The sequence below is a fragment of the Pandoraea sp. NPDC087047 genome (assembly GCF_044745225.1).
Lineage (GTDB): Bacteria > Pseudomonadota > Gammaproteobacteria > Burkholderiales > Burkholderiaceae > Pandoraea.
Genome location: NZ_JBIUZU010000008.1, coordinates 1 through 18,516, shown reverse-complemented (window position 1 = coordinate 18,516; position 18,516 = coordinate 1). Strand labels below are relative to the sequence as shown.

20 protein-coding genes and 1 tRNA gene are annotated in these 18,516 nt (G+C 66.2%); 4 read left to right on the top strand and 17 right to left on the bottom strand.

The genetic code is table 11. The features are described 5' to 3' along the window. Nucleotides 1-10: 10 nt before the first annotated feature. The 5 genes from ACIPHM_RS16250 to ACIPHM_RS16230 all read right to left on the bottom strand — a co-directional run bounded on the left by ACIPHM_RS16250 (nt 11) and on the right by ACIPHM_RS16230 (nt 4,042). On the bottom strand, nt 11-907 hold the full coding sequence (locus ACIPHM_RS16250) for a LysR substrate-binding domain-containing protein (RefSeq protein ID WP_400330092.1): 897 nt from the start codon (nt 905-907) through the stop codon (nt 11-13). A gap of 106 nt (nt 908-1,013) precedes the next feature. Further along, nucleotides 1,014-1,862: a DMT family transporter gene (locus tag ACIPHM_RS16245; RefSeq protein ID WP_400330090.1), complete on the bottom strand. Its 849-nt coding sequence runs from the start codon at nt 1,860-1,862 to the stop codon at nt 1,014-1,016. Between the two features lie 228 nt (nt 1,863-2,090). Further along, entirely contained in the window at nt 2,091-2,243 is a 153-nt protein-coding gene (locus tag ACIPHM_RS16240) for a hypothetical protein (protein ID WP_400330087.1), read from the bottom strand. An 86-nt stretch (nt 2,244-2,329) separates the two neighbouring features. Continuing rightward, nucleotides 2,330-3,334, bottom strand: a complete 1,005-nt coding sequence (locus ACIPHM_RS16235) for a pyridoxamine 5'-phosphate oxidase family protein (protein ID WP_400330084.1) — start codon at nt 3,332-3,334, stop codon at nt 2,330-2,332. Between the two features lie 27 nt (nt 3,335-3,361). Beyond that, the gene (locus tag ACIPHM_RS16230; protein WP_400330081.1) at nt 3,362-4,042 is read right to left on the bottom strand and encodes a glutathione S-transferase family protein; all 681 of its coding nucleotides are present in this window, start codon (nt 4,040-4,042) and stop codon (nt 3,362-3,364) included. Nucleotides 4,043-4,187: 145 nt separating this feature from the next. Here ACIPHM_RS16230 and ACIPHM_RS16225 point away from each other — a divergent pair, with 145 nt between their 5' ends. Further along, nucleotides 4,188-5,081 carry a LysR family transcriptional regulator gene (locus tag ACIPHM_RS16225; protein WP_400330079.1) on the top strand — a complete coding sequence of 298 codons (894 nt, stop codon included), beginning with the start codon at nt 4,188-4,190 and terminating at the stop codon, nt 5,079-5,081. A gap of 128 nt (nt 5,082-5,209) precedes the next feature. On the opposite strand, the gene ACIPHM_RS16220 is transcribed toward ACIPHM_RS16225, so the two are convergent. The 5 genes from ACIPHM_RS16220 to ACIPHM_RS16200 form a co-directional block, all read right to left on the bottom strand. Further along, nucleotides 5,210-5,491 carry a PXPV repeat protein gene (locus ACIPHM_RS16220; RefSeq protein ID WP_400330076.1) on the bottom strand — a complete coding sequence of 94 codons (282 nt, stop codon included), beginning with the start codon at nt 5,489-5,491 and terminating at the stop codon, nt 5,210-5,212. A 318-nt stretch (nt 5,492-5,809) separates the two neighbouring features. Further along, nucleotides 5,810-5,886 (bottom strand) — tRNA-Val (locus tag ACIPHM_RS16215). A gap of 81 nt (nt 5,887-5,967) precedes the next feature. Next, nucleotides 5,968-6,777: an NYN domain-containing protein gene (locus ACIPHM_RS16210; protein ID WP_400330073.1), complete on the bottom strand. Its 810-nt coding sequence runs from the start codon at nt 6,775-6,777 to the stop codon at nt 5,968-5,970. Between the two features lie 108 nt (nt 6,778-6,885). After that, nucleotides 6,886-7,080: a DUF2783 domain-containing protein gene (locus ACIPHM_RS16205; RefSeq protein ID WP_400330070.1), complete on the bottom strand. Its 195-nt coding sequence runs from the start codon at nt 7,078-7,080 to the stop codon at nt 6,886-6,888. 64 nt (nt 7,081-7,144) lie between these two features. Next, nucleotides 7,145-8,830, bottom strand: a complete 1,686-nt coding sequence (locus ACIPHM_RS16200) for an FAD-dependent monooxygenase (RefSeq protein WP_400330067.1) — start codon at nt 8,828-8,830, stop codon at nt 7,145-7,147. 194 nt (nt 8,831-9,024) lie between these two features. Here ACIPHM_RS16200 and ACIPHM_RS16195 point away from each other — a divergent pair, with 194 nt between their 5' ends. Continuing rightward, nucleotides 9,025-9,480: a MarR family winged helix-turn-helix transcriptional regulator gene (locus tag ACIPHM_RS16195; protein WP_400330064.1), complete on the top strand. Its 456-nt coding sequence runs from the start codon at nt 9,025-9,027 to the stop codon at nt 9,478-9,480. A gap of 127 nt (nt 9,481-9,607) precedes the next feature. Here ACIPHM_RS16195 and acpA read toward each other — a convergent pair whose 3' ends face one another. Both acpA and ACIPHM_RS16185 read right to left on the bottom strand, forming a co-directional pair. Further along, a complete protein-coding gene (gene acpA, locus ACIPHM_RS16190; RefSeq protein ID WP_400330061.1) occupies nt 9,608-11,326 on the bottom strand; it encodes an acid phosphatase in 1,719 nt (572 codons plus the stop codon). 235 nt (nt 11,327-11,561) lie between these two features. Further along, nucleotides 11,562-12,491 (bottom strand): LysR family transcriptional regulator, encoded by a 930-nt coding sequence (locus ACIPHM_RS16185; protein ID WP_400330058.1) that lies wholly within the window; start codon nt 12,489-12,491, stop codon nt 11,562-11,564. 137 nt (nt 12,492-12,628) lie between these two features. Between ACIPHM_RS16185 and ACIPHM_RS16180 the strand changes: the two genes are divergently transcribed. Together ACIPHM_RS16180 and ACIPHM_RS16175 are read left to right on the top strand one after the other, a co-directional pair. Continuing rightward, entirely contained in the window at nt 12,629-13,348 is a 720-nt protein-coding gene (locus ACIPHM_RS16180) for a DsbA family protein (RefSeq protein ID WP_400330056.1), read from the top strand. Between the two features lie 43 nt (nt 13,349-13,391). After that, a complete protein-coding gene (locus tag ACIPHM_RS16175) occupies nt 13,392-14,012 on the top strand; it encodes an NAD(P)-dependent oxidoreductase (RefSeq protein ID WP_400330052.1) in 621 nt (206 codons plus the stop codon). 40 nt (nt 14,013-14,052) lie between these two features. Here ACIPHM_RS16175 and alkB read toward each other — a convergent pair whose 3' ends face one another. The 5 genes from alkB to ACIPHM_RS16150 form a co-directional block, all read right to left on the bottom strand. Next, entirely contained in the window at nt 14,053-14,712 is a 660-nt protein-coding gene (gene alkB / locus ACIPHM_RS16170; RefSeq protein WP_400330049.1) for a DNA oxidative demethylase AlkB, read from the bottom strand. A gap of 11 nt (nt 14,713-14,723) precedes the next feature. After that, nucleotides 14,724-15,455: a 2OG-Fe(II) oxygenase gene (locus tag ACIPHM_RS16165; protein WP_400330046.1), complete on the bottom strand. Its 732-nt coding sequence runs from the start codon at nt 15,453-15,455 to the stop codon at nt 14,724-14,726. After that, nucleotides 15,452-16,681 carry a bifunctional DNA-binding transcriptional regulator/O6-methylguanine-DNA methyltransferase Ada gene (gene ada, locus ACIPHM_RS16160; RefSeq protein ID WP_400330043.1) on the bottom strand — a complete coding sequence of 410 codons (1,230 nt, stop codon included), beginning with the start codon at nt 16,679-16,681 and terminating at the stop codon, nt 15,452-15,454. Before ada ends, ACIPHM_RS16165 begins: the two co-directional genes overlap by 4 nt. 97 nt (nt 16,682-16,778) lie before the next feature. Beyond that, complete coding sequence (locus ACIPHM_RS16155; protein ID WP_400330040.1) at nt 16,779-17,768, bottom strand: copper resistance D family protein; 990 nt, start codon at nt 17,766-17,768, stop codon at nt 16,779-16,781. Then, the gene (locus ACIPHM_RS16150; protein ID WP_400330037.1) at nt 17,768-18,178 is read right to left on the bottom strand and encodes a copper resistance protein CopC; all 411 of its coding nucleotides are present in this window, start codon (nt 18,176-18,178) and stop codon (nt 17,768-17,770) included. The genes ACIPHM_RS16155 and ACIPHM_RS16150 overlap by 1 nt, the downstream gene beginning before the upstream one ends. Nucleotides 18,179-18,516: the final 338 nt, after the last annotated feature.

Below are 18,516 nucleotides of genomic sequence, written 5' to 3'. Positions count from 1 at the left end.
TCAAGTCTGATCACCACTGCGCGCCCGCCACACGGCACGCCGACGCCAGGAAATCCGAAAATGCCCGGATTACGAGCGATGCCTGACGATGCTGCGGATAGACGACATAAATCGACGACGGCGCCGGCTCGAACTCATCGAGCACCGTCACCAGTCGCCCGCCCAGCAAGGCCGGTGCGACGATGAACACCGGCAGCCATGTCACCCCGAGCCCGGTCATGGCGGCGTCGCGCGCCAGTTCGCCGTTGTTCACGCGAAGACGGCCGGCAACCGGGATCTCCAGCGCACGGCCGTCGCGCGAGTAGTGCCAGCTCACCCGCTGACTATGGCCGTAAGGCAGCACCGTGTGATCGCGCAGGTCTTCCGGCGTTTGTGGCGCGCCGTGGGCTTCGAGATAGCGGGGACTGGCGCAGGTGACCATGCGCATGGGCGCGATCGTGCGGGCGATCAGGGACGAATCGGCCAGCGCGCCGATACGCACCGCCACGTCGTAGCCTTCGCCGACGATGTCGACGGTACGGTCGTTCAACTCCAGCTCGACGGTGACGTCCGGATAGGACGTGAGAAACGTCGGGATCACCGAGCCCAGAAACATCGTGCCGAACGACATCGGCGCGGAGACTCGCAAGTTGCCGCGCACCTGCTCCCCTTGACTGCTCACCGCGAGGTTCGCGGCTTCCACGTCGTCGAGAATGCGCCGGGCACGCTCGTAATAGGTCCGTCCCAGGTCGGTCACGGCGAGCCGCCGTGTCGTGCGGAGCAGCAGGCGTACGCCCAGCGCCTGCTCCAGCGACGAGATCCGGCGGCTCACGAACTGCTTCGACAGCCCAAGCTTCCTCGCTGCACCGGTAAAACTCATCTCGTCCACGGCGGTGACGAAGATGCGCATGTCGTCGAGCAGATCCATCGGCAAGGTCCCGGTCGCAAGAAGGTGATGGATGACAATGGGCCGGCTGGCGTCGTCATTGTCACCCTGAGACCGACAATCTTAGCCGAGATGGCGCGTGACTTCGCTATCGCAGCGCCAGGCGCAGGCCGAGCAGAATCGCACCGGTGCCCGCCACGGCGAGTGCCGTGGGGCGGTGGCCGAAGATGCCCCAGTCGAGCAGCGCCGTCACGACGGGCACCAGATAGAACAGGCTGGTGACCGTGACGAGATTGCCCGTGGCGATCATGCGATAGAGCAGCAGCGTGGCGCCGACGGAAATCACGAGCGCCATGTAGAGCAGCGGCAGCCAGAAGCCCGCCGTTCCATCGACATGCCATGGCTGCGTGGGCGCGACGAGCAACGCCAGCGCCAAGCCGACCGCGTATTGCAGGGGCAGCACGTCGAGCGGTGTTTGCCGGGAGCCCTTTTGTGCGATGGTGCCGAGCGTCATGCAACCGAGCGCGCTGAGCGCCCACACCGAGCCTGCCGCGGACAGACGCGCCGACATCAGACTTTGCGCGACAACGAGCGCCAGCCCGGCCAGCGCGACGGCGAGGCCCAGCAGACGCCGTGCGCTATGCGAGCGCTCGAGCGCCACGAGCGTGAGAATCGGCTGCACGCCCAGTACCGTCGCCAGCGCGCCAGGCGTGATGCCGTTCGCGAGCGCGAGCAGATACGCTGCCTGATAGCCGCCGATGAGCAACACGCCGGTGCCGGCGACTTGCCATCGCGTACCGGCGGCTGGCCACCATTGACGGCGCGTCAACGCAATCAACGTAAGCGCCGCGAGCGCCACGCCAAGGCGGATCACGAGAAACGCAAACGCCGACGCGTGCGTCAGCCCCCATTTGGCGGCCAGTGCGCCGCCGCTCCATAGCAGAACAAACAAGAGCGTCGCGCCATGACGGCGCCACGCGAGACTTTCGACTTGCATCGATCTTCCCCTGAGCGGAGTCCCCGGCCTGCTGTGCGGAGTGGTGGCGCAAATGACGTAGCTAACGTCGCCAGCGCAACGACATCGCATACGCTGTCTGCGTTGCATGACGACACGTCGACACATCGACGCGTCAGGCGCATCGCGCACAGACAGGCGGACAGACTCTGAAATTCGGATGAAAAGGTGTTGTGCCAGGTGAAGACACCCGGCGCGCCAGCGGTGGCGTCAGACCACGACGGCGTCGGCGACCACCACGGCGGGGGGTGCCACACCGGCGGGTGGGGGAGGCGCGACTGCCGCAAAACGTCCGCGCAGACGAGCGCCCACACCGCGTTGCGGCGGCGATACGGCGAGGCGGATGGACGAGTCAGCAGTCATGGATCGAAGAAGGGATATCAGGCGCCCGTTACTCGACGGGCGTGAACACACTGTACACGCCGTCTTTCCGGCGGGCAAGGGTGTCGCTAAGCCGTTGGCCACGCGCCCGTGCGTTCGAGGCTGGGTGAGGCCTCGTCTTCGCGCCACGCGGCAGGCAGGGCGCTGCGCACCCGCCGCACTTCCCGCACGTGCAGACGAACGAGCCGCAAAGCGCCTTCGAAGCCGCTTTGCACTTCGTCATGCCAAAGAATCTCGGCATCGCCCGCTATGTGCAGAAAGTCGCCCGAGGCGAAGTCGACGAACACCACTCCCGCGCGCGGATTCGCATACAGATTGCCGAGCGTGTTGAAGAAGGCGTTGCCGCGAAAGTCGGGCCACGTCAGCGTGGTGGCATCTTCCACGCGCACGAAGCCCGGCTTGCCGCCGCGATGCGAGACGTCGGTGCCTGCGCTGCGCGCGCTCGCGCCCTCTCCCGCGTAATGCGTGGCGATGAAGAACGTGTCGGCACTCGCGATCTGCCATTGCGCATCGTCGTCGAGCGATGTTTGCGACGGCTCGGCGAGCGGCGGGGCGTCGTGCGTCTGCGGGGTAACTTCGCGCTTGCGGATGTACTGCGGACAGTTCCCGAAGCTCTGCACGACGTGCAGCGTGAAGCCTTGCGAATCGCCCTGCGCATCGACTTCGCCAACCGTGCCGTTGACCCGGTTACGACGACGTGTCGACGGCTCCAGTCCTAGCAAGCCGATGGACGCACCCGTCGTCACCGCGCCATGCAGCGGATCGGTCGATGGCGGCAGGGCGTTCACGCGCAGCAACGTCGGGTCGGGCGACCGGGCGAAGCCGGGCGTGCCGCTCAGCAGCGTTGCCCACGGTTGGCCGTGCGCGTCGAGCGCGCCCATCACGAGAAACGGCAACTGGGCAAAGAACTGACGATGCTGATCCGGCATCGCGAGACGAATGACTCGCGCCCCGACTTCCGCCATCGCTTCCCGGGAGCCGGCCAGCGTCTGCACGGCCATCTCGCCTGTGTGAAATGGCGACGACTCGGCAAGCGACGGTGATTGTCTGACGGGATTCTCGGGCGCGTTCATGGTCGTCTGCCTGGTGTTAGGGGGTATTCATGCGGCGTTCAGCCCGCACGCTGTCGACGCCATCGGCACGAAGCGCGGCAACGATTCGATGCGCGCCAACCACGCTCGCACGGCGCCATACGGTTGGAGCGAGACGTTCCCTTCGGGCGCGTGGGCCAGATAGGTGTAGCAAGCGATATCGGCAATCGTCGGTGTCGCGCCGGTGAGGAACGGGGACGCTTGCGCTGCGGCGAGATGCGTCTCCATGCGCGTGAGCAGCAGCGTCGCGCGCTCGATCATCGCGGTGGTATCGCCGGGCCGCTTGAACACTACCGCCACGCGCGCTGCGGCCGGACCGAACGCCAGATCCCCGGCCGCCACCGACAGCCAGCGCTGCACGTTGGCAGCGGCGAGCGGCTCGCGCGGCAGCCATGCGTGGTTTGCGTCGTAGCGGCTCGCGAGATAGACGAGAATCGCGTTCGAATCGGAGAGCACCACGCCCTCGTCGTCGATGGCCGGCACCTGACCGAACGCGTTGATGGCCAGAAACGCCGGTTGCCGGTGTTCGCCGGTCGCCAGGTCGACGTCCACATTCTCGTAAGGCAGATCCAGCAGATTGAGCATCAGCTCGATCCGATGGCAGTGGCCCGACAGCGCGAAACGATACAGACGGATCGGACGGGCAGGCCGGACGACGGCATTGGCTTGGGCGTGGGTGGGGTGGGTCATCGGGCCTCTCCGGTGGCGAGTGATGGGCGTCGGTCCTGAAGTCGGAACCGTCACGCGATACATGCATTCTCTATCCGACCGATTTCCGGATAAATGGTGAAATCCTGATTTGACTGCTCCATAAATCGGAGTAATGATGCGCGGCATGGACAAACTTCGCGCTATGCAGACGTTCGTCGCCATCGTCGATCAGGGCAGCCTGAGCGCGGCGGCGCGCGTACTCCATTCCTCGCTCCCGGCGGTGGTGCGCACGCTGGCGGCGCTCGAAACATCGCTCGACGTGCGCCTGCTCAATCGCACCACGCGCCGCATTGCACTCACCGAAGAGGGGCGCACATACCTCGACACCTGCCGCCAGATCCTGAGTGAGCTGCACGAGGCCGAGGCCCGGCTCGCTGCACGTCACGAGGCGCCGAGCGGCACGCTCGTCGTCACCGCCCCCGTCCTTTTCGGACAGCTTCATGTGGCGCCCGCGTTATATCGCTTTCTGCGTGCGTATCCGGCGGTCAAATGCCGTTTGCTGCTCAACGATCGCGTGGTGAATCTGTGGGAGGAGGGGATCGACGTCGGTATCCGGATCTCGCCGCTGGACGACTCCACGCTCGTGGCGCAGGGCATCGGTGCGATCCGCCGCGTGGTGGTGGCGAGTCCGGCGTGCATCGCCGAGCAAGGTGAGGTGACGCATCCACGCGAGCTCGTCGGCAAGCGCTGCATTCGCTCGCATGCCGGGGGGCTGGGGCAATGGCGGTTCTGGGAGGGCGGGCGAGAGTTTGTCGTTGCGGTGGACGGCAATCTCGAAATCAATCACGGCCTGACGGCTGTCGAGGCGTGTATCGACGGCATGGGCTACGGCTGCTTTCTGTCGTATCAGGTGGCCGGGCCGCTGGCCGACGCACGGCTGGTGCGTGTATTGAAGGATTACGAAGGACCGGCGCGGCCGGTGAACATCGTCTATCCGCATGCGCGGTTGTTGCCGTCGCGCACACGGGCGTTCGTGGCGTGGATGAAGCGGGAGTTGCGCGACGTGTCGATGTTATGAGGCGCACGCGAGGGAAGTCGGACGCCGGATAAAAGAACGCGGAAAGCGACGGAGCCGCTTCCCGCTTAAAAAGCCCGCCGACGCCAACCGGCGGGCCGCTTCGTTCTTCGTCGGATCAGGCTGTCGTGTTACCAGCCGCGGTGCCAGCCGCGATCGTAGTGACGTGCCTCCCAGCGGCGCTCGCGCCAATCCGACCACCGATCATGACCGTAGTAGACGACCGGCTGCGGTGCGACGTACACCGGGCGCGGCGCCACATACACCGGCTGCGGGGCCACGTAGACCGGCGGGGCGACCACAACCGGCGCGGGAACGCCGAGGTACACGCCAACGTCCACGTGGGCCGATGCGGCGCTCGATGCGATGGCGGCGGCTGCGCCGAGGGCAGCGACGATCAGAATGCGTTTCATGGTGTCCTCCATGAGCGCTCGCAGCGGGTGCGGGATGCGATTGGCTGCGCGCGCGTGGGCAATGAAGCCCGTGAGTCGGATCGATTCGCGAGGGCCCTGGCGCGTTACCGTCGCTGTGCGCCTTTCGTCGAACCGTTGATGCCAGTCTAGCGACGGCCCCGCGCGGGAGGTGCTACCAGTGTGTTGGGGATGTGTCGTTTTGTAACGCCGATGGACGTGTCGCGGGGGCGCGCATCGTCAATCGAATCGACGTGGAGACGGCGGGGAAAAAACAAAAGGCGTCACGCGAAAACGCGGGACGCCTTGTGCTTTATTCGTTGGTAGGCTCGATTGGACTCGAACCAACGACCCCCACCATGTCAAGGTGGTGCTCTAACCAGCTGAGCTACGAGCCTAGAAAGACCGCGAGTATAGGGTCAATTTTCGAAGCTGGCAAGCGTTTCGCGCGAATTTCTCGAAAAAAGTTGGCGGCGTGCTCATTCGCTGCGTTTCGTGGCGGCCCGGCCCGTCTCCGAGGTGCCGCGCTTCGGCTTGATGCGAACCCAGATCCCCTTGTTGCCGCCGCTGCCCGAGCGCTGCTCCACGTCGAACAGACCGATGGTCGCCACCAGATCGCTCAACTTGCCGAAGCCGTAGCTGCGTGCGTCGAAGTCCGGGGCCTGCTTGGCGATGTGACTGCCCATTGCGCCGAGGGTGGCCCAGCCGTCTTCGTCCGACACGCCTGTGACGGCGTTGCGCAGCAGCCGCACCAGTCGCGTGTCGCGCTTGAGCTCCGTCGCGCTGCGGCGCTTGCGCGGTGCCGGGGCTTCATCGTCGTCGGGCTCGTCGTCCTGACGCAGCAATTCCGTATAGATGAACTTGTCGCAAGCGGTGACGAAGGGCTGCGGGGTCTTGCGCTCACCGAAGCCGTACACGATCAGTCCCTGCTCGCGGATGCGCGACGCCAGTCGTGTGAAGTCGCTGTCGCTGGAGACGAGGCAGAAGCCGTCGAAGCGCCCGGTGTAGAGCAGATCCATCGCATCGATAATCATGGCGCTGTCGGTGGCGTTCTTGCCCACGGTGTAGCGGAACTGCTGGATCGGCTGAATCGAATATTCGAGCAGACATTTCTTCCAGCCGTCGAGATTCGGTTTCGTCCAGTCGCCGTAAATGCGTTTCACGCTCGCCACGCCATATTTGGCAACTTCGGTAAGCAGTCCTTCGACGATGGCGGGCGCGGCGTTATCGGCGTCGATGAGAACGACGAGTGTGGGGCCCTGAGCGGCCACGGGTGTTGTCACTGGCATGGCGGGGGTTCCTTAATTCGCGCGAAGGCGTTTGAGACGTCCTGCATTATGGCCCGGAACAGCGACCGTGGTGCCAGCCTTTCCCGCACGAATCGCCGCATCGGCCCTTCAGGACGGCACGCTACCGGCGGCCTGACGAATGAGGTCGATCGCTCGCGACGGATCGCGAAGCTCGTTAGCAAGCAGCAGGACGACTTTGGCGAGCAGCAACTCGCGCTTGTCTTGCGGTGCGGCGTCGATGGCCAGCGCGAGCGTGTCGTAGATGTCTTCGAGTCCGGCGATGGCGGTTTGTTGAGCGGTCATGACGAGGCTTCCTTGAATACGTGCCGGTAGGTGTCGGCGTGGACACTGACGTTGCGGCCGGGGCTCAAACGCGGGCCGTTGCCTGCGCGAGGGCGTCGGCAAGACGTGTCGCGTCGAGCTGCCGCCAGCGCGCGCAGACGTGATGGTCGGGACGCACGAGATACGCCGTGCCATCTTCCGCGCCGTACTTCGCCGCAGCGTGCCCCGCCGGGTCGGGCAACGTGAGGTCGACGCCGGCAACGCTGCCGCGAGACAGCGCCAATGCGATGACCCTGACCGGCACACCTCGCTCGCCCCACGCCACGATCTCTTGACGCAAGACATCGCTGAGCGGCGCGTCGCCGAACGTCAACAGATGGAAGGCAGCGCCGAGGTGATCGTAAAGATAGTCGTTCTCGCCGAGCTTCACGTTGGGCGCCGGTGCGCCGGCGTTCGGGCCTGCCGTCATCGTCGCGTTGTCGTCGTTCGGACTGTTGAGCGGCGAGTCGCGGTAGTCGTGCGCGCGCGACGTGCGCCAGTGAAACAGGGGCCGCACGAATGCGTGATCGAGCGAGAGTTCGAGCACGGCGTCGCGCAAGACACGAAAGCCATGCGAGGGGGGCGTCATGAAGCGAGTGCTCTTGCCGGCCTCCGCGATGATCTCGCGCGCTGCGCCCACGCGATCGTGCGTGTACGACGCGAGTAATTGCGACGGCGCGGCACCGCGGGCCACCGTCGCGAGTTTCCACGCCAGATCGATGGCGTCCTGAAAGCCCGTGTTGGCCCCGCGCACGCCGAAGATCGGCAGCAGGTGTGCGGCGTCGCCCGCGAAGAGAATGCGCCCGTGCACGTAGTCGGGCAGCGTGAGCGCACGTGCCGAATACACCGAGCACCAATCGAGTTCCCACGGTTTGCCGCCCAGACCCATCATGTCGAGTTGTGCGTCGATGCGCTCGCGAATCGTCTCCGGCTGCAAGGCGTGTTCGGACCTCTCGTCGACGGGTAACTGATAGTCCACGCGCCAGATACCGCCCGGCTCGCGATGCATGAGCACCGTGTTGCCGGGATTCCAGTCCGGCGCGAAGTAGGCAAGGCGCTCGGTCGGCAGATCGAGATCGATGCGGATGTCGGCGATTACGAAGCGGCCTTCGTAGCTCGCGCCTTCGAAGCGCAGGCCGAGCGCGGTGCGCACGGTCGAGCGCGCGCCGTCGGCGGCCACGAGCCAGTGCGTGCGTTGCGTGTACTCGCCCTCGGGCGTATCGATGTGCAGCGCAACCCCCTGATCGTCCTGCGTCAGTCCGACGAGCTTGTTGCCCCAGCGAATCTCCACGCGCGGCTCGCGCGCGATGGCATCCACCAGATAGCTCTCGAGCACGTTCTGCTGCAAGTTGATGAGCGGCGCGAAGCGATCGTCGGCATCGACCGGCGACTCCATGCGGAACACGCGCTGGCCGCGATAGTACGAATTGCCGCTCGTCCAGGGCAGGCCGTGGGCGACCACGGCGTCGGCCACGCCCACGGCTTGCAGAATTTCCTGCGAGCGGCGCGTGAAAACGATGGCGCGACTGCCCTCCGAGACTTGCTGCTCGGCTTGCAACACGACGCAGCGCATGCCATGACGTGCCAGCGCGAGCGCCGTGACCATGCCAATGGGGCCGCCACCGACGATGGTGACGGGCACGTCGGCGGACTGCGCTTGCGGCGCGAAGTGAGGATAGACGCGGTACGCGTGATACAGCGACGCGCGCGCGGTGGTCTCTGGTTGATGCATGGCGATGCGACACCCGAAAAGCCGCTCGACGCGCGCGCAGCGAATCCCGTATCGGCACGGAGGTGACGCTTGCACCGCGCGCGAATGACGGAGGCCGTCATCGAGCAGTTGGTTGCTAACGCAACCATTATCGTGTGCTAAGGTTGCGTTAGCAACCAAATAACGACCCATTTCGATTAGGGGAAAACACTGAAATGCGGCCATCCCACAAATCGCTCGATCAGTTCCTGACGTACAAGATGCATCGCCTGATGAAGCAGCACGACAGGCGTATCGCGCAGACATATGCCGACGAGGCGCAACTGAGCCTGGCGGAGTCGCGCGTGCTGGCGGCGGTTGGTACGGCGGGGGCGTTGTCGAATTCGGAGCTGGCGCGCCGGGCGAATCTGGACAAGAGCCAGGCGAGTCGCGGCGCCGACGGGCTGGTTGCGCGCGGGCTGGTGCGTCGCGCGCCGGACGAGCACGACGGGCGCGCCGTCAAGGTGACGCTGAGCGCAGAAGGCGAGCGTATGTGGCGCGTGGTGATCGACGCCGCACGCACGCATTACGACCAGTTGTTCGAAGCGCTCTCTGACGACGAAATGCGCGTGTATGAGCGTCTGCTCGACAAACTCCTGCTGCGCTCCGACGAACTCGACGAGCAGGCGTGACGAGCAGACGTGAGCCCGGCACGCGGCACCGCACGACGGCCATAAAAATGGGCACCCGAGGGTGCCCATTCTTCTTCGACGAGAGGCGACGGCGTCGCCATCGCATCACGCCAACATCACACCCACATCACGCAAACGACAGCGTCTTCGTCAGGTCGCCCGGCGGATTCGCACCGCGTGCAGCGAAGGCGGCGTTACGGTACGAGATGCCTTCGAGCGTCGGCAGATCGTGCAGACGCGTGACGAAACGCATGATCGACGTGGTGTCGTAGAACGTGTGATCGACGTTGCCGCGCTTGGCGAACGGCGAGATGACGATCGCGGGAATACGCGAGCCCGGACCCCAGCGGTCGCCCTTCGGCGGCGCAACGTGATCCCACCAGCCGCCGTTCTCGTCGTACGTCACCACGACCATCATGTTCTGCCACTGCGGCGACTTCATCAGGTGCGCGATCACGTTCGCCGCGTGCTGATCGCCGGACTCCACATCCGAGTATCCGGCGTGCTGGTTCAGGTTGCCCTGGGGCTTGTAGAACGTGACTGCGGGCAGCTTGCCGGCAATGGCGTCGGCGATGAATTTATTCGAGATCGGGCTGTCGCCTTCACCACCATCGCGCAGGTGTTCCTCACGAGCGGCCGTGCCCGGCGCGAACTGTGCGAAGTAGTTGAACGGCTGATGGTGGTACTGGAAGTTCGGCTTGTCCGCGCCGCCCTTGTGATCGAGCGCCGACTGCCATGCGCCCGCGTACCAGGCCCACGACACGCCCTTGGCCGAGAGCAGATCGCCAATGGTGGCGTAGTTCTGCGGCGGCAGCGTGGCCGGGTTCGACGCATCGGCCAGACGCATGTCGCCCGTGGCCGCAGCCTTGACCGGCGACGGCTGGTAGGCCGGCATCATTGTGTTCACCGCGAAGTCATCGGGCGTGATGGCGCCATCGCGCACGAACTTCGGTTTGCCGTCGGCGGCCGATGCGGGCGAGTCTGCCGCCACGGCCAGACGCACACCTTGCGGGCCGTCGGCGAGCACGGCGATCTTGTCCTTGGCGGGGCTTTGCGAGGCGTTCGGGTAGACGGGCGGACGGCCCGTCACGAGGAACTGGTGATTCAGGAACGAGCCGCCGAAAGCCGCCATGAAGAAGTTGTCGCACATCGTGTACTGCTGCGCGATCTTGTACATGTCGAGCGTCTTGGCGGTGTCGCCGTAATAGCCCATCACCAGACCGCCCGAGTCGGCCCATGCGGCGAACTGGTTGTTCGCGCCGTCGTTGATCTGCATCTGGTTCTGCCAGAACAGATGCCACAGATCGCGCGTGATGACGGACGCCGGCAGCAACTGGCCTTCGGCGTCCTTGAGCATGAACGGTGCGTTCGGCTGACGCGCGATGTCCTTCTCGGCAATGTGGTACTTCTTGCCGCCAATCATCTGCGAGCGCGGCACCAGACCGTCGAAGATCGGCGGCAGCAGCGACATCGGCGTCTTGCCGTCGCGATCGAGCTGCGTGTAGGCGGACGCGGCCACCTTCGACAGCGGCTTCTCCAGACCGGGGAAGTCGGCGAACAGGTTGTTGAAGCTGCGGTTCTCGAGATAGATCACCACCACCGTCTTGATATTGGCCTTGAGCTGGGCGTCGAAGGTGCCGCCTGCGGCGACGGCCGTCGGGGCACCGGCACCGCCTTCGGCGGCGCAGCCGGTCAGCGCCGTGGTGGCGCCGGCAGCGCCAGCGGCACCGATGGCGGCCAGACCCTGGAGGATACGGCGGCGCGACGGGTCCGACGGATTGTCGTCGAGAGTGCTCTGCGCATCGAGCGCGGGATCGTGAGGTTGGGGCTTGGCGTCGTGCGTCATGATGTCCTTGTTTGACGTGTCGGGCAGTTGGGCGCGCGTGGGCGCCCGCAACCGTTCGGCAAGGACTGACGGACAGGGACCGTAAGCAGCGTCGGCACACTAATTCGTCAAACTTGCCCGGGCGGGCGAGGCAGACGACGTTTTTACTCGGGGATTGTGACGATTCGGTGACATCGTCGAAGCGTCACGCATAGTGAAACGCGGCAAGCGTGCCGGGTGTCTCGATACGTGTCAATCAGACGGCGCGCTTGGCCTGACGTCCGGGGTAGCCGGTGTCCTCGAACAGGCCCGTGCGGAACTGCTCGACCAGGTCGTCGAGCAGGGCGCGCAGGGCGCTGGGCATCTGCTTGCGCGAGATGTACACGCCGTAGACCGTCATCTCGCGCGGCACGTAGTCCGGCAACAGGGCGCGCAGGGTGCCGTCGCGCAGATGCGGCAGCGCCGAGTAGACCGGTTGCATGGAAATGCCCGCACCCGCGAGCGTGGCGGCGAACACTACATTCACTTCATTGGCCGACAGATTGCCGCCCACGGGCACGCCGAGGGGCGCGCCGTTGTGCGTGAATTGCCAGAGACTCTTGCCGAAGTAGGTGTACGTCAGACAGTTGTGCAGCGCCAGATCCTCGGCGCGTTCGGGCGTGCCGTGACGTTGCAGGTAGGCCGGGGCGGCGCAGACGACGGAATGGCACGTGGCGAGTTTTCGGGCGATGAGGCCGGGCGACGGATCGGACGTGACACGAATCGCCAGATCGATGCGTTCGTCCACCAGATCGACGGTGCGATCGGCCACCACGAGGTCGATGGCGACGCCCGGGTGCCGCACGATGAATCGCGTGACGGCAGCCGCCAGAAACGCCTGCCCGAGCGAAGTGCTGCACGCCACGCGCAGCAGACCGCGCGGCGTGCTGTCGGCGTTCGATGCGCAGGCCAGATCGTCGGCGATGCCGAGCATCTCGCGACAGCGCGGCAGGGCGTCGATACCGGCATCGGTGAGGCTGACCGCGCGGGTCGTCCGATGCAGCAGACGCGTGCCGAGCCACGCTTCGAGCTCCGCCAGATAGCGCGAGACCATCGCCCGCGACATATCGAGCCGCTGTGCCGCCGCCGTGAGCGAGCCGCGCTCAGCCACTTCGGTGAAGACTCGCATTGCCGTCAGACGGTCCATGATTTGCTCGAACGATGCAACAAAGTGATCGTCATTATGGGCTTTTTTTGCGCGAGTGGCGCGACTACGATGGCACTCATGGAACGCGTCGATTGCGCCCCCGCGATCGCGCTGCATCACACAGGACACCCCCCGAAATGACGCAAGCCACTTTGCATTACATTGCTGACCCGCTGTGCGGCTGGTGCTACGCCGCCGCGCCCCTCGTGCGTGCCGCGCGCGATGTGGCGGGCCTTGATGTCGTGTTTCACGGCGGCGGCATGATGACCGGCCCGAACGCACAGCCCGTCACGCCGCAACTGCGCAATTACGTCATGCCGCACGACCACCGGATTGCCGAGCTGACGGGGCAACCGTTCGGCGACGCCTATTTCGAAGGGTTGCTGCGCGATGGCAGCGCCGTGTTCGACTCGGCGCCGCCCACGGCCGCCGTGCTGGCCGCACAGGCGCTGGCCGGGCGCGGACTCGACATGTTCGCCGCCGAGCAACACGCGCACTATGTGGACGGCAAGCGCATTGCCGATCGCGACGTGCTCATTGGCCTCGCGGCGGACCTTGGCGTCGACCGCGACGCCTTCGCCAAGGCCTTCGACGCGCAGGACGCCGCGACGCTCATGGCGCATTTCCGCGACAGCCGCGCGTGGCTTGCCCGTGTTGGCGGCAGCGGCTTCCCCACGTTCGCGCTGGAGATCGACGGACAACTGGCGCGTCTCGAGCCGGGGCGCTATCTCGGTCAGGCCGACGCGTGGCGCGATGCGCTTCGCGAGCGTCTGCTCGCAGCGAGCGCTGTGAACGTCAAGCCCGGCGATGGCGCCGGTGCGTTGCCGCAATGCGGCCCCGACGGCTGCGCGATCTGAGTCCCGAATTCAAGCATTCCCCCTCACCCCCAGGAGAGTCCTGATGAAAGTCGCATTGATTGGTATCACCGGCCGCGTCGGTACGCGCGTTGCCGATGAGTTGCTCCAACGTGGTCACACCGTGACGGGCATCGCCCGCAATCCCGAGCGTGTCGAGGCCGAGTCAGGCCTGAGCGTGGTCAAGGGCGACGCTGCCGATCCGTCGTCCCTCGCGCCGCTGCTCGCCGGTCACGACGCCGTGATCAGCGCCGGGCGCTTCGTCACGATGGACGCCGCCAGGCTCATCGACGCGGTGAAGCGCGCAGGCGTGCCGCGTCTGCTCGTTGTGGGCGGCGCAGGCAGTCTGGAGATCGCACCGGGCAAGGCGCTGGTCGACACGCCGGATTTCCCGCAAGCCTATAAGCCGGAAGCGAACGCCGGCCGCGTGTTCCTGCAAGTGCTGCGCGCCGAGCCGAAGGATTCGGCGCTGAACTGGACATTCCTGTCGCCGTCCGCGCTGTTCGAGCCGGGCGAGCGCACGGGCAAGTTCCGCCTCGGTGGCGACACGCTGCTCGTCGACGCCAATGGCAAGAGCTGGATTTCGATGGAAGACTACGCTATCGCGCTGGTCGACGAACTCGAAAAGAATCAGCACCCGCGTGCGCGTTTTACGATCGGGTACTGAGCGTAGCAGGACGGCGGGCGCGTGCCGACGCCCCGCGCGATCAGCGCGCCTGCCGGAACGTGAGGTTGTAACGCACGGCCTGAGCGTCGAAGCTGCCTTCGACGCTCGCAATGCCGTGATAGACGAGGCGCGAGGGACCGCCCCACACGACAACGTCGCCCGGCTCCAGACGCACACGACGCGTGCGATCGCCGCGTTGCAGGCCGCCCCACAGGAAGGTCGCGGGCAACCCGAGCGAGACCGAGACGATGGGCGCCCCCAACTCGCGTTCGTCGCGATCCTGGTGCAGCGTCAGGCGTGCATCGAGCGTATAGCAGTTGACGAGACACGCGTCGGGCGAGAAGTCCCGATAGCCGGCGGCTTGCGAGGCGTCACGCGCCAGTGCGGCGAACGAGGCCGGCATCGACGGCCACGGCTGCTTCGAGAGCGGATCGTGCGTGCCGTAGCGATATCCCATCTTGTCGCTGATCCATCCCACTTCCCCGCAATTGGTCATCGCGACCGACATCCGCTTGCCGCCCGGCGTCAGCCAGTGACGCAACGGCGCCTGCGCAATCACCCCGTCGATATCCGTGTGCAACGCTGCGAGACGCGAGCGCGCGAAGCCACGCAGCACGAGCGCGCCCGGTCCGAGTTCGTCGGCTGACGGGCTGGCGTGTTCGTTATCGGCGGCGTCGTTGCCGAAGAGGTCTAGCGTCATGTGACGTGATGTCAGGTTGCGTCGTGCAGGATCACGCCCAGCGTGTGCCGATGGCCGCTGCGCACACGGCTCACGCCGTGGCGCATGGTCACGCGGTACACACCGCGTGTGCCGTTCACCGGACGGTGATGCACCGCGAAGACCACGGCGTCGCCGCGCGTGAGCGGCACCACTTCGGCACGCGACTGCATTCGCGGGCGCTGCTCGGTGAGCACAAACTCGCCCCCCGTGAAGTCCTCGCCGGGCTGCGACAGCAGAATGGCCACCTGCAACGGGAAGACGTGTTCCCCATAGAGGTCCTGATGCAGACAATTGTAGTCGCCGGCTTCGTAACGCAATAGCAGCGGCGTGGGGCGGCGCTGACCCGCGTCGTGACATTGCGCGAGATAGGCGCGGTGCGTTGGCGGATAGCGCGTATCGATGCCCATGGCCTGGTGCCAGCGATGCGCAATGTCGCGCAGCGGTGCGTAAAACCCTTCGCGCAATTCGGCGACGAGCGATGGCAGCGGATAGGCGAAGTACTGGTACTCGCCTCGTCCGAAGCCATGACGCGCCATCACGATCCTGCTGCGGAACAGCGCGGACGTCGGCGTGATGCTGGCGCGCCCGTTCGTCGGCCCATACATCTCGCAAAGCGCGGCGCATTCGCGCTCACTTAGCAGATGCGCAATGCGCGCCGCGCCGAAGCCATTGAGTTCGTCTTCGAGTCCCGCCCAATCGAGCGACTGCACGCGAGCGCTCACAGCGTCCCCTGGCCGGTGTCGTCGCCATGCCCGTCGCGCTCGTGCGCGAGCAATGCACGCTTGCGTTCGACGCCCCAGCGATATCCCGACAGCGCTCCGTCGTTGCGCACGATCCGGTGGCACGGAATCGCCACCGCCAATCGGTTCGACGCACAGGCCTGCGCCACCGCACGCACCGCGCGAGGCGATCCGATGCGCTCGGCAATCTGTGCATAGCTGGCCGTCTGCCCGGCGGGCACGTCGCGCAGCGCTTGCCACACGCGTTGCTGGAACGCCGTGCCGCGCACATCGAGCGGGAGCGACAGGCCGATATGCGGCGATTCGACGAAGCCAACGACCTGCGCAACCCAGCGCTCGAACTGGGCATCGGCCCCGACGAGTTCCGCCTTCGGGAAGCGATCCTGCAATTCGCGCACGAGGGGTTCCGGATCGTCACCCAGAGAAATCGCGCACAGCCCGCGAGAGGTCGCAGCGACCAGCAGCGCACCGAGCGAGCATTGCGCCACGGCGAAGCGGATCGATTCGGCCTTGCCGCCCGCGCGGAACGCCGCAGGTTTCATGCCGAGCAGGGCGTCTGCGCTGGCGTAGAAACGGCCGTTGGAATTGAAGCCGGCGTCGTAGAACGCCGACGTGACGCTCTGCGCTGCGGGCAACGCATCGCGCACCCGCTCGGCGCGACGGGCGTTCGCGTAAGCCCGCGGCGTCACCCCCGTCACCGAGCGGAAAAGCCGGTGGAAGTAATGCGGGCTCAGGCCAGCCTCGGCGGCGAGCGTTTCGAGCGGGGGCGGTACCTCGGCCGTCTCGATGCGACGGCAGGCGGCCGTTATCAGCGCAGCGTGACGCGCGTCGAGCGCGCCTTGACCCGGCTTGCAACGCTTGCACGCACGAAAGCCCGCAAGCTCGGCCGCTGCCATATCCGTATGGAACGCAACGTTTTCACGCCGCGGGAGGCGGGCGCCGCAGGACGGTCGGCAATACACGCCGGTCGTGCGCACGGAGTAGAAGAATTCGCCGTCCGCCTGCTTGTCGCGGGTGGCGACGGCAGTCCATTTGGCGTCGTCGGTGGCGTAGCGGGACGTTGCCGGGCGGGTGTGGCTGCCGGACTGCGGATCGGCAGGCAAATCTGCGGGCAAATCGGACGGACCCTCGGCCTGAACACGACGCGGGCCGGTGGGATCACTGCGTGGTTGAGACGGACGTTTGGCGGTCATTGGATGGGGATGCATCGTGAGGTTCTCCCGACGGTTGAAGACTTGCCTTCAGTGTAGGGAGACGGTCGCGATGCTGCGCTCCGTTTCTTGCTATCGAATTCGACGAGCGTCGTCAGACCCCCGGCGGCATGGTCGTACCGAGCTTGGCCGCAAGACTCATCACCATCACCAGCACGAGCGCTTCGATGGCGACCACGCGCGCGAAGGCGGTCGTATCGAGCGGTGTCTGGCCGGTGTCGAGCGCCAGGCGCGGCAGGAAATGCCAGCGATTCCACGCGCCCAGCAATGCCGCGCAGGCAACGAGCACGAGCTTCGTCACGAGCCACGTCATATACGGCGCGTTCTGGTCGGAGAACCACAGCGAGGCGTTCTCGCCCAGCGTACGCCACGCGTTGAACGCCCCCGTCACGAGCGCAACGAGCATCGCCAGCGTGGCAACCGACGACAACCGTTCGCCATAGGCGGCACGCGCGCCGACCGGCCAGTGACGCCAGCCGGGGATCGCGCATCCCGCGACCAGCAACGCGCCCGTCCACGAGGCGGCCGCCGCGACATGCAGCGTATGAACGCCGATGGCGAGCCACGGCACGGACGCATCGGCCGCATGCCCGGTACTCGCACGCGCGAGCGCCAGCATGACAGCGCCTGCCGCGTAGACCCGCCGCGCGTAACGCTCCTGAAAATGCTCGCGACGATGGTGCCGGTCGCGGGGATCGTCGGCAACGGGCATGACCGCGCGCAGTCGACGCCGCGCGTCGTACCAGGCCCATGCGCCCGCGCACAGCAACGCGGCACCGAACCCGGCGACCCACTGCGCGCGGCCGAAATGGGATTGCGTGAGGACCAGCCATACGTCGCCGAGCATGGCAGACGTGCTGTCCCAGTCTGCGCCGGTCATCGCTTCGGTGCTCGCGAGCACGTAGGCGATCCACGCGAGCAGGGCCAACCCTGCCGCGAACGCCGGGAGCATGCGCAGCGTGAGACCGCGTCGCACGGCGTGCGGGCTGCGCAGCAGCCACACGCCGAGGGCAAGCGCCAGTGCGAGATCGAGCAGCCCCGCCGTCGCGGGTTGCCACGTCCCGGCAGCCAGGTCCGCCGACATTACTTCACGGTGAACTTGAAGCTGCCTTGCGTGCGATGGCCGTCGCTCGCCACCGCGACCCAGTTCGCTTGATATTCACCGGGTGCCAGGGTGGGGACAGTGAGCGTGAGCGTCTTGCGTGCGGCGTCCAGCTCGGGCTTGGCCTGCGTGACCGGCGTGCCCTTCGCGTCGACGACGGTGAGCTTCGAGAGCGCGCCTTCGAGCGGCGAATCGAATGTCGCGCGCACCGACTTTGGGGCTTCGACGGTGGCTTGCGCCGCCGGCTCGCTCGACGCGATGTGCGCATGCGCCCAGGCGCCTTGCGAAACGGCAGCTAGACCGATGGCCGCCGCGAGCGCGAGCCCTTGCGTCGTGCGACGCAGCAGGCCGGTGGCAACAGGGGCGTGGGAAGCGATTTTGGGAGTACGCATATCGAATTCGGCTAAATCACTGAGAAGTCACGGGGAAATCGGCGAGGCGCTGGCACGACATCCGGGAGCGGCCATGGCGGCCGCAGGCCCGCGCGACCAGCACTGCTCGCGCAGTATCGCAGACCTTACAGACCCGCGCAGCCGCCCGCCGGTTCCGGCGGTGCAGGCGCTGCCTGGCAAAGTGTCGCGCCTTCGCGCTTTCGCGTCTTCCCTCCGGCGTGTGCCAAAGGGCGAAACCTGTGGGGGGGGTGCCCCTATGTAGTTCGTCAAGCACTGGTGGCAGTTTTGGGTTGATAAAAAGTGCCGTCGCGCAGCATGGCAAAAAGGACGTCGCAGCG

What these genes read in the sequence shown, in the direction of transcription:
- ACIPHM_RS16250 (WP_400330092.1), bottom strand. Translation starts at nt 907, where the DNA reads ATGGATCTGCTCGACGACATGCGCATCTTCGTCACCGCCGTGGACGAG.
- ACIPHM_RS16245 (WP_400330090.1), bottom strand. Translation starts at nt 1,862, where the DNA reads ATGCAAGTCGAAAGTCTCGCGTGGCGCCGTCATGGCGCGACGCTCTTG.
- ACIPHM_RS16240 (WP_400330087.1), bottom strand. Translation starts at nt 2,243, where the DNA reads ATGACTGCTGACTCGTCCATCCGCCTCGCCGTATCGCCGCCGCAACGC.
- ACIPHM_RS16235 (WP_400330084.1), bottom strand. Translation starts at nt 3,334, where the DNA reads ATGAACGCGCCCGAGAATCCCGTCAGACAATCACCGTCGCTTGCCGAG.
- ACIPHM_RS16230 (WP_400330081.1), bottom strand. Translation starts at nt 4,042, where the DNA reads ATGACCCACCCCACCCACGCCCAAGCCAATGCCGTCGTCCGGCCTGCC.
- ACIPHM_RS16225 (WP_400330079.1), top strand. Translation starts at nt 4,188, where the DNA reads ATGGACAAACTTCGCGCTATGCAGACGTTCGTCGCCATCGTCGATCAG.
- ACIPHM_RS16220 (WP_400330076.1), bottom strand. Translation starts at nt 5,491, where the DNA reads ATGAAACGCATTCTGATCGTCGCTGCCCTCGGCGCAGCCGCCGCCATC.
- ACIPHM_RS16210 (WP_400330073.1), bottom strand. Translation starts at nt 6,777, where the DNA reads ATGCCAGTGACAACACCCGTGGCCGCTCAGGGCCCCACACTCGTCGTT.
- ACIPHM_RS16205 (WP_400330070.1), bottom strand. Translation starts at nt 7,080, where the DNA reads ATGACCGCTCAACAAACCGCCATCGCCGGACTCGAAGACATCTACGAC.
- ACIPHM_RS16200 (WP_400330067.1), bottom strand. Translation starts at nt 8,830, where the DNA reads ATGCATCAACCAGAGACCACCGCGCGCGCGTCGCTGTATCACGCGTAC.
- ACIPHM_RS16195 (WP_400330064.1), top strand. Translation starts at nt 9,025, where the DNA reads ATGCGGCCATCCCACAAATCGCTCGATCAGTTCCTGACGTACAAGATG.
- acpA (WP_400330061.1), bottom strand. Translation starts at nt 11,326, where the DNA reads ATGACGCACGACGCCAAGCCCCAACCTCACGATCCCGCGCTCGATGCG.
- ACIPHM_RS16185 (WP_400330058.1), bottom strand. Translation starts at nt 12,491, where the DNA reads ATGGACCGTCTGACGGCAATGCGAGTCTTCACCGAAGTGGCTGAGCGC.
- ACIPHM_RS16180 (WP_400330056.1), top strand. Translation starts at nt 12,629, where the DNA reads ATGACGCAAGCCACTTTGCATTACATTGCTGACCCGCTGTGCGGCTGG.
- ACIPHM_RS16175 (WP_400330052.1), top strand. Translation starts at nt 13,392, where the DNA reads ATGAAAGTCGCATTGATTGGTATCACCGGCCGCGTCGGTACGCGCGTT.
- alkB (WP_400330049.1), bottom strand. Translation starts at nt 14,712, where the DNA reads ATGACGCTAGACCTCTTCGGCAACGACGCCGCCGATAACGAACACGCC.
- ada (WP_400330043.1), bottom strand. Translation starts at nt 16,681, where the DNA reads ATGCATCCCCATCCAATGACCGCCAAACGTCCGTCTCAACCACGCAGT.
- ACIPHM_RS16155 (WP_400330040.1), bottom strand. Translation starts at nt 17,768, where the DNA reads ATGTCGGCGGACCTGGCTGCCGGGACGTGGCAACCCGCGACGGCGGGG.
- ACIPHM_RS16150 (WP_400330037.1), bottom strand. Translation starts at nt 18,178, where the DNA reads ATGCGTACTCCCAAAATCGCTTCCCACGCCCCTGTTGCCACCGGCCTG.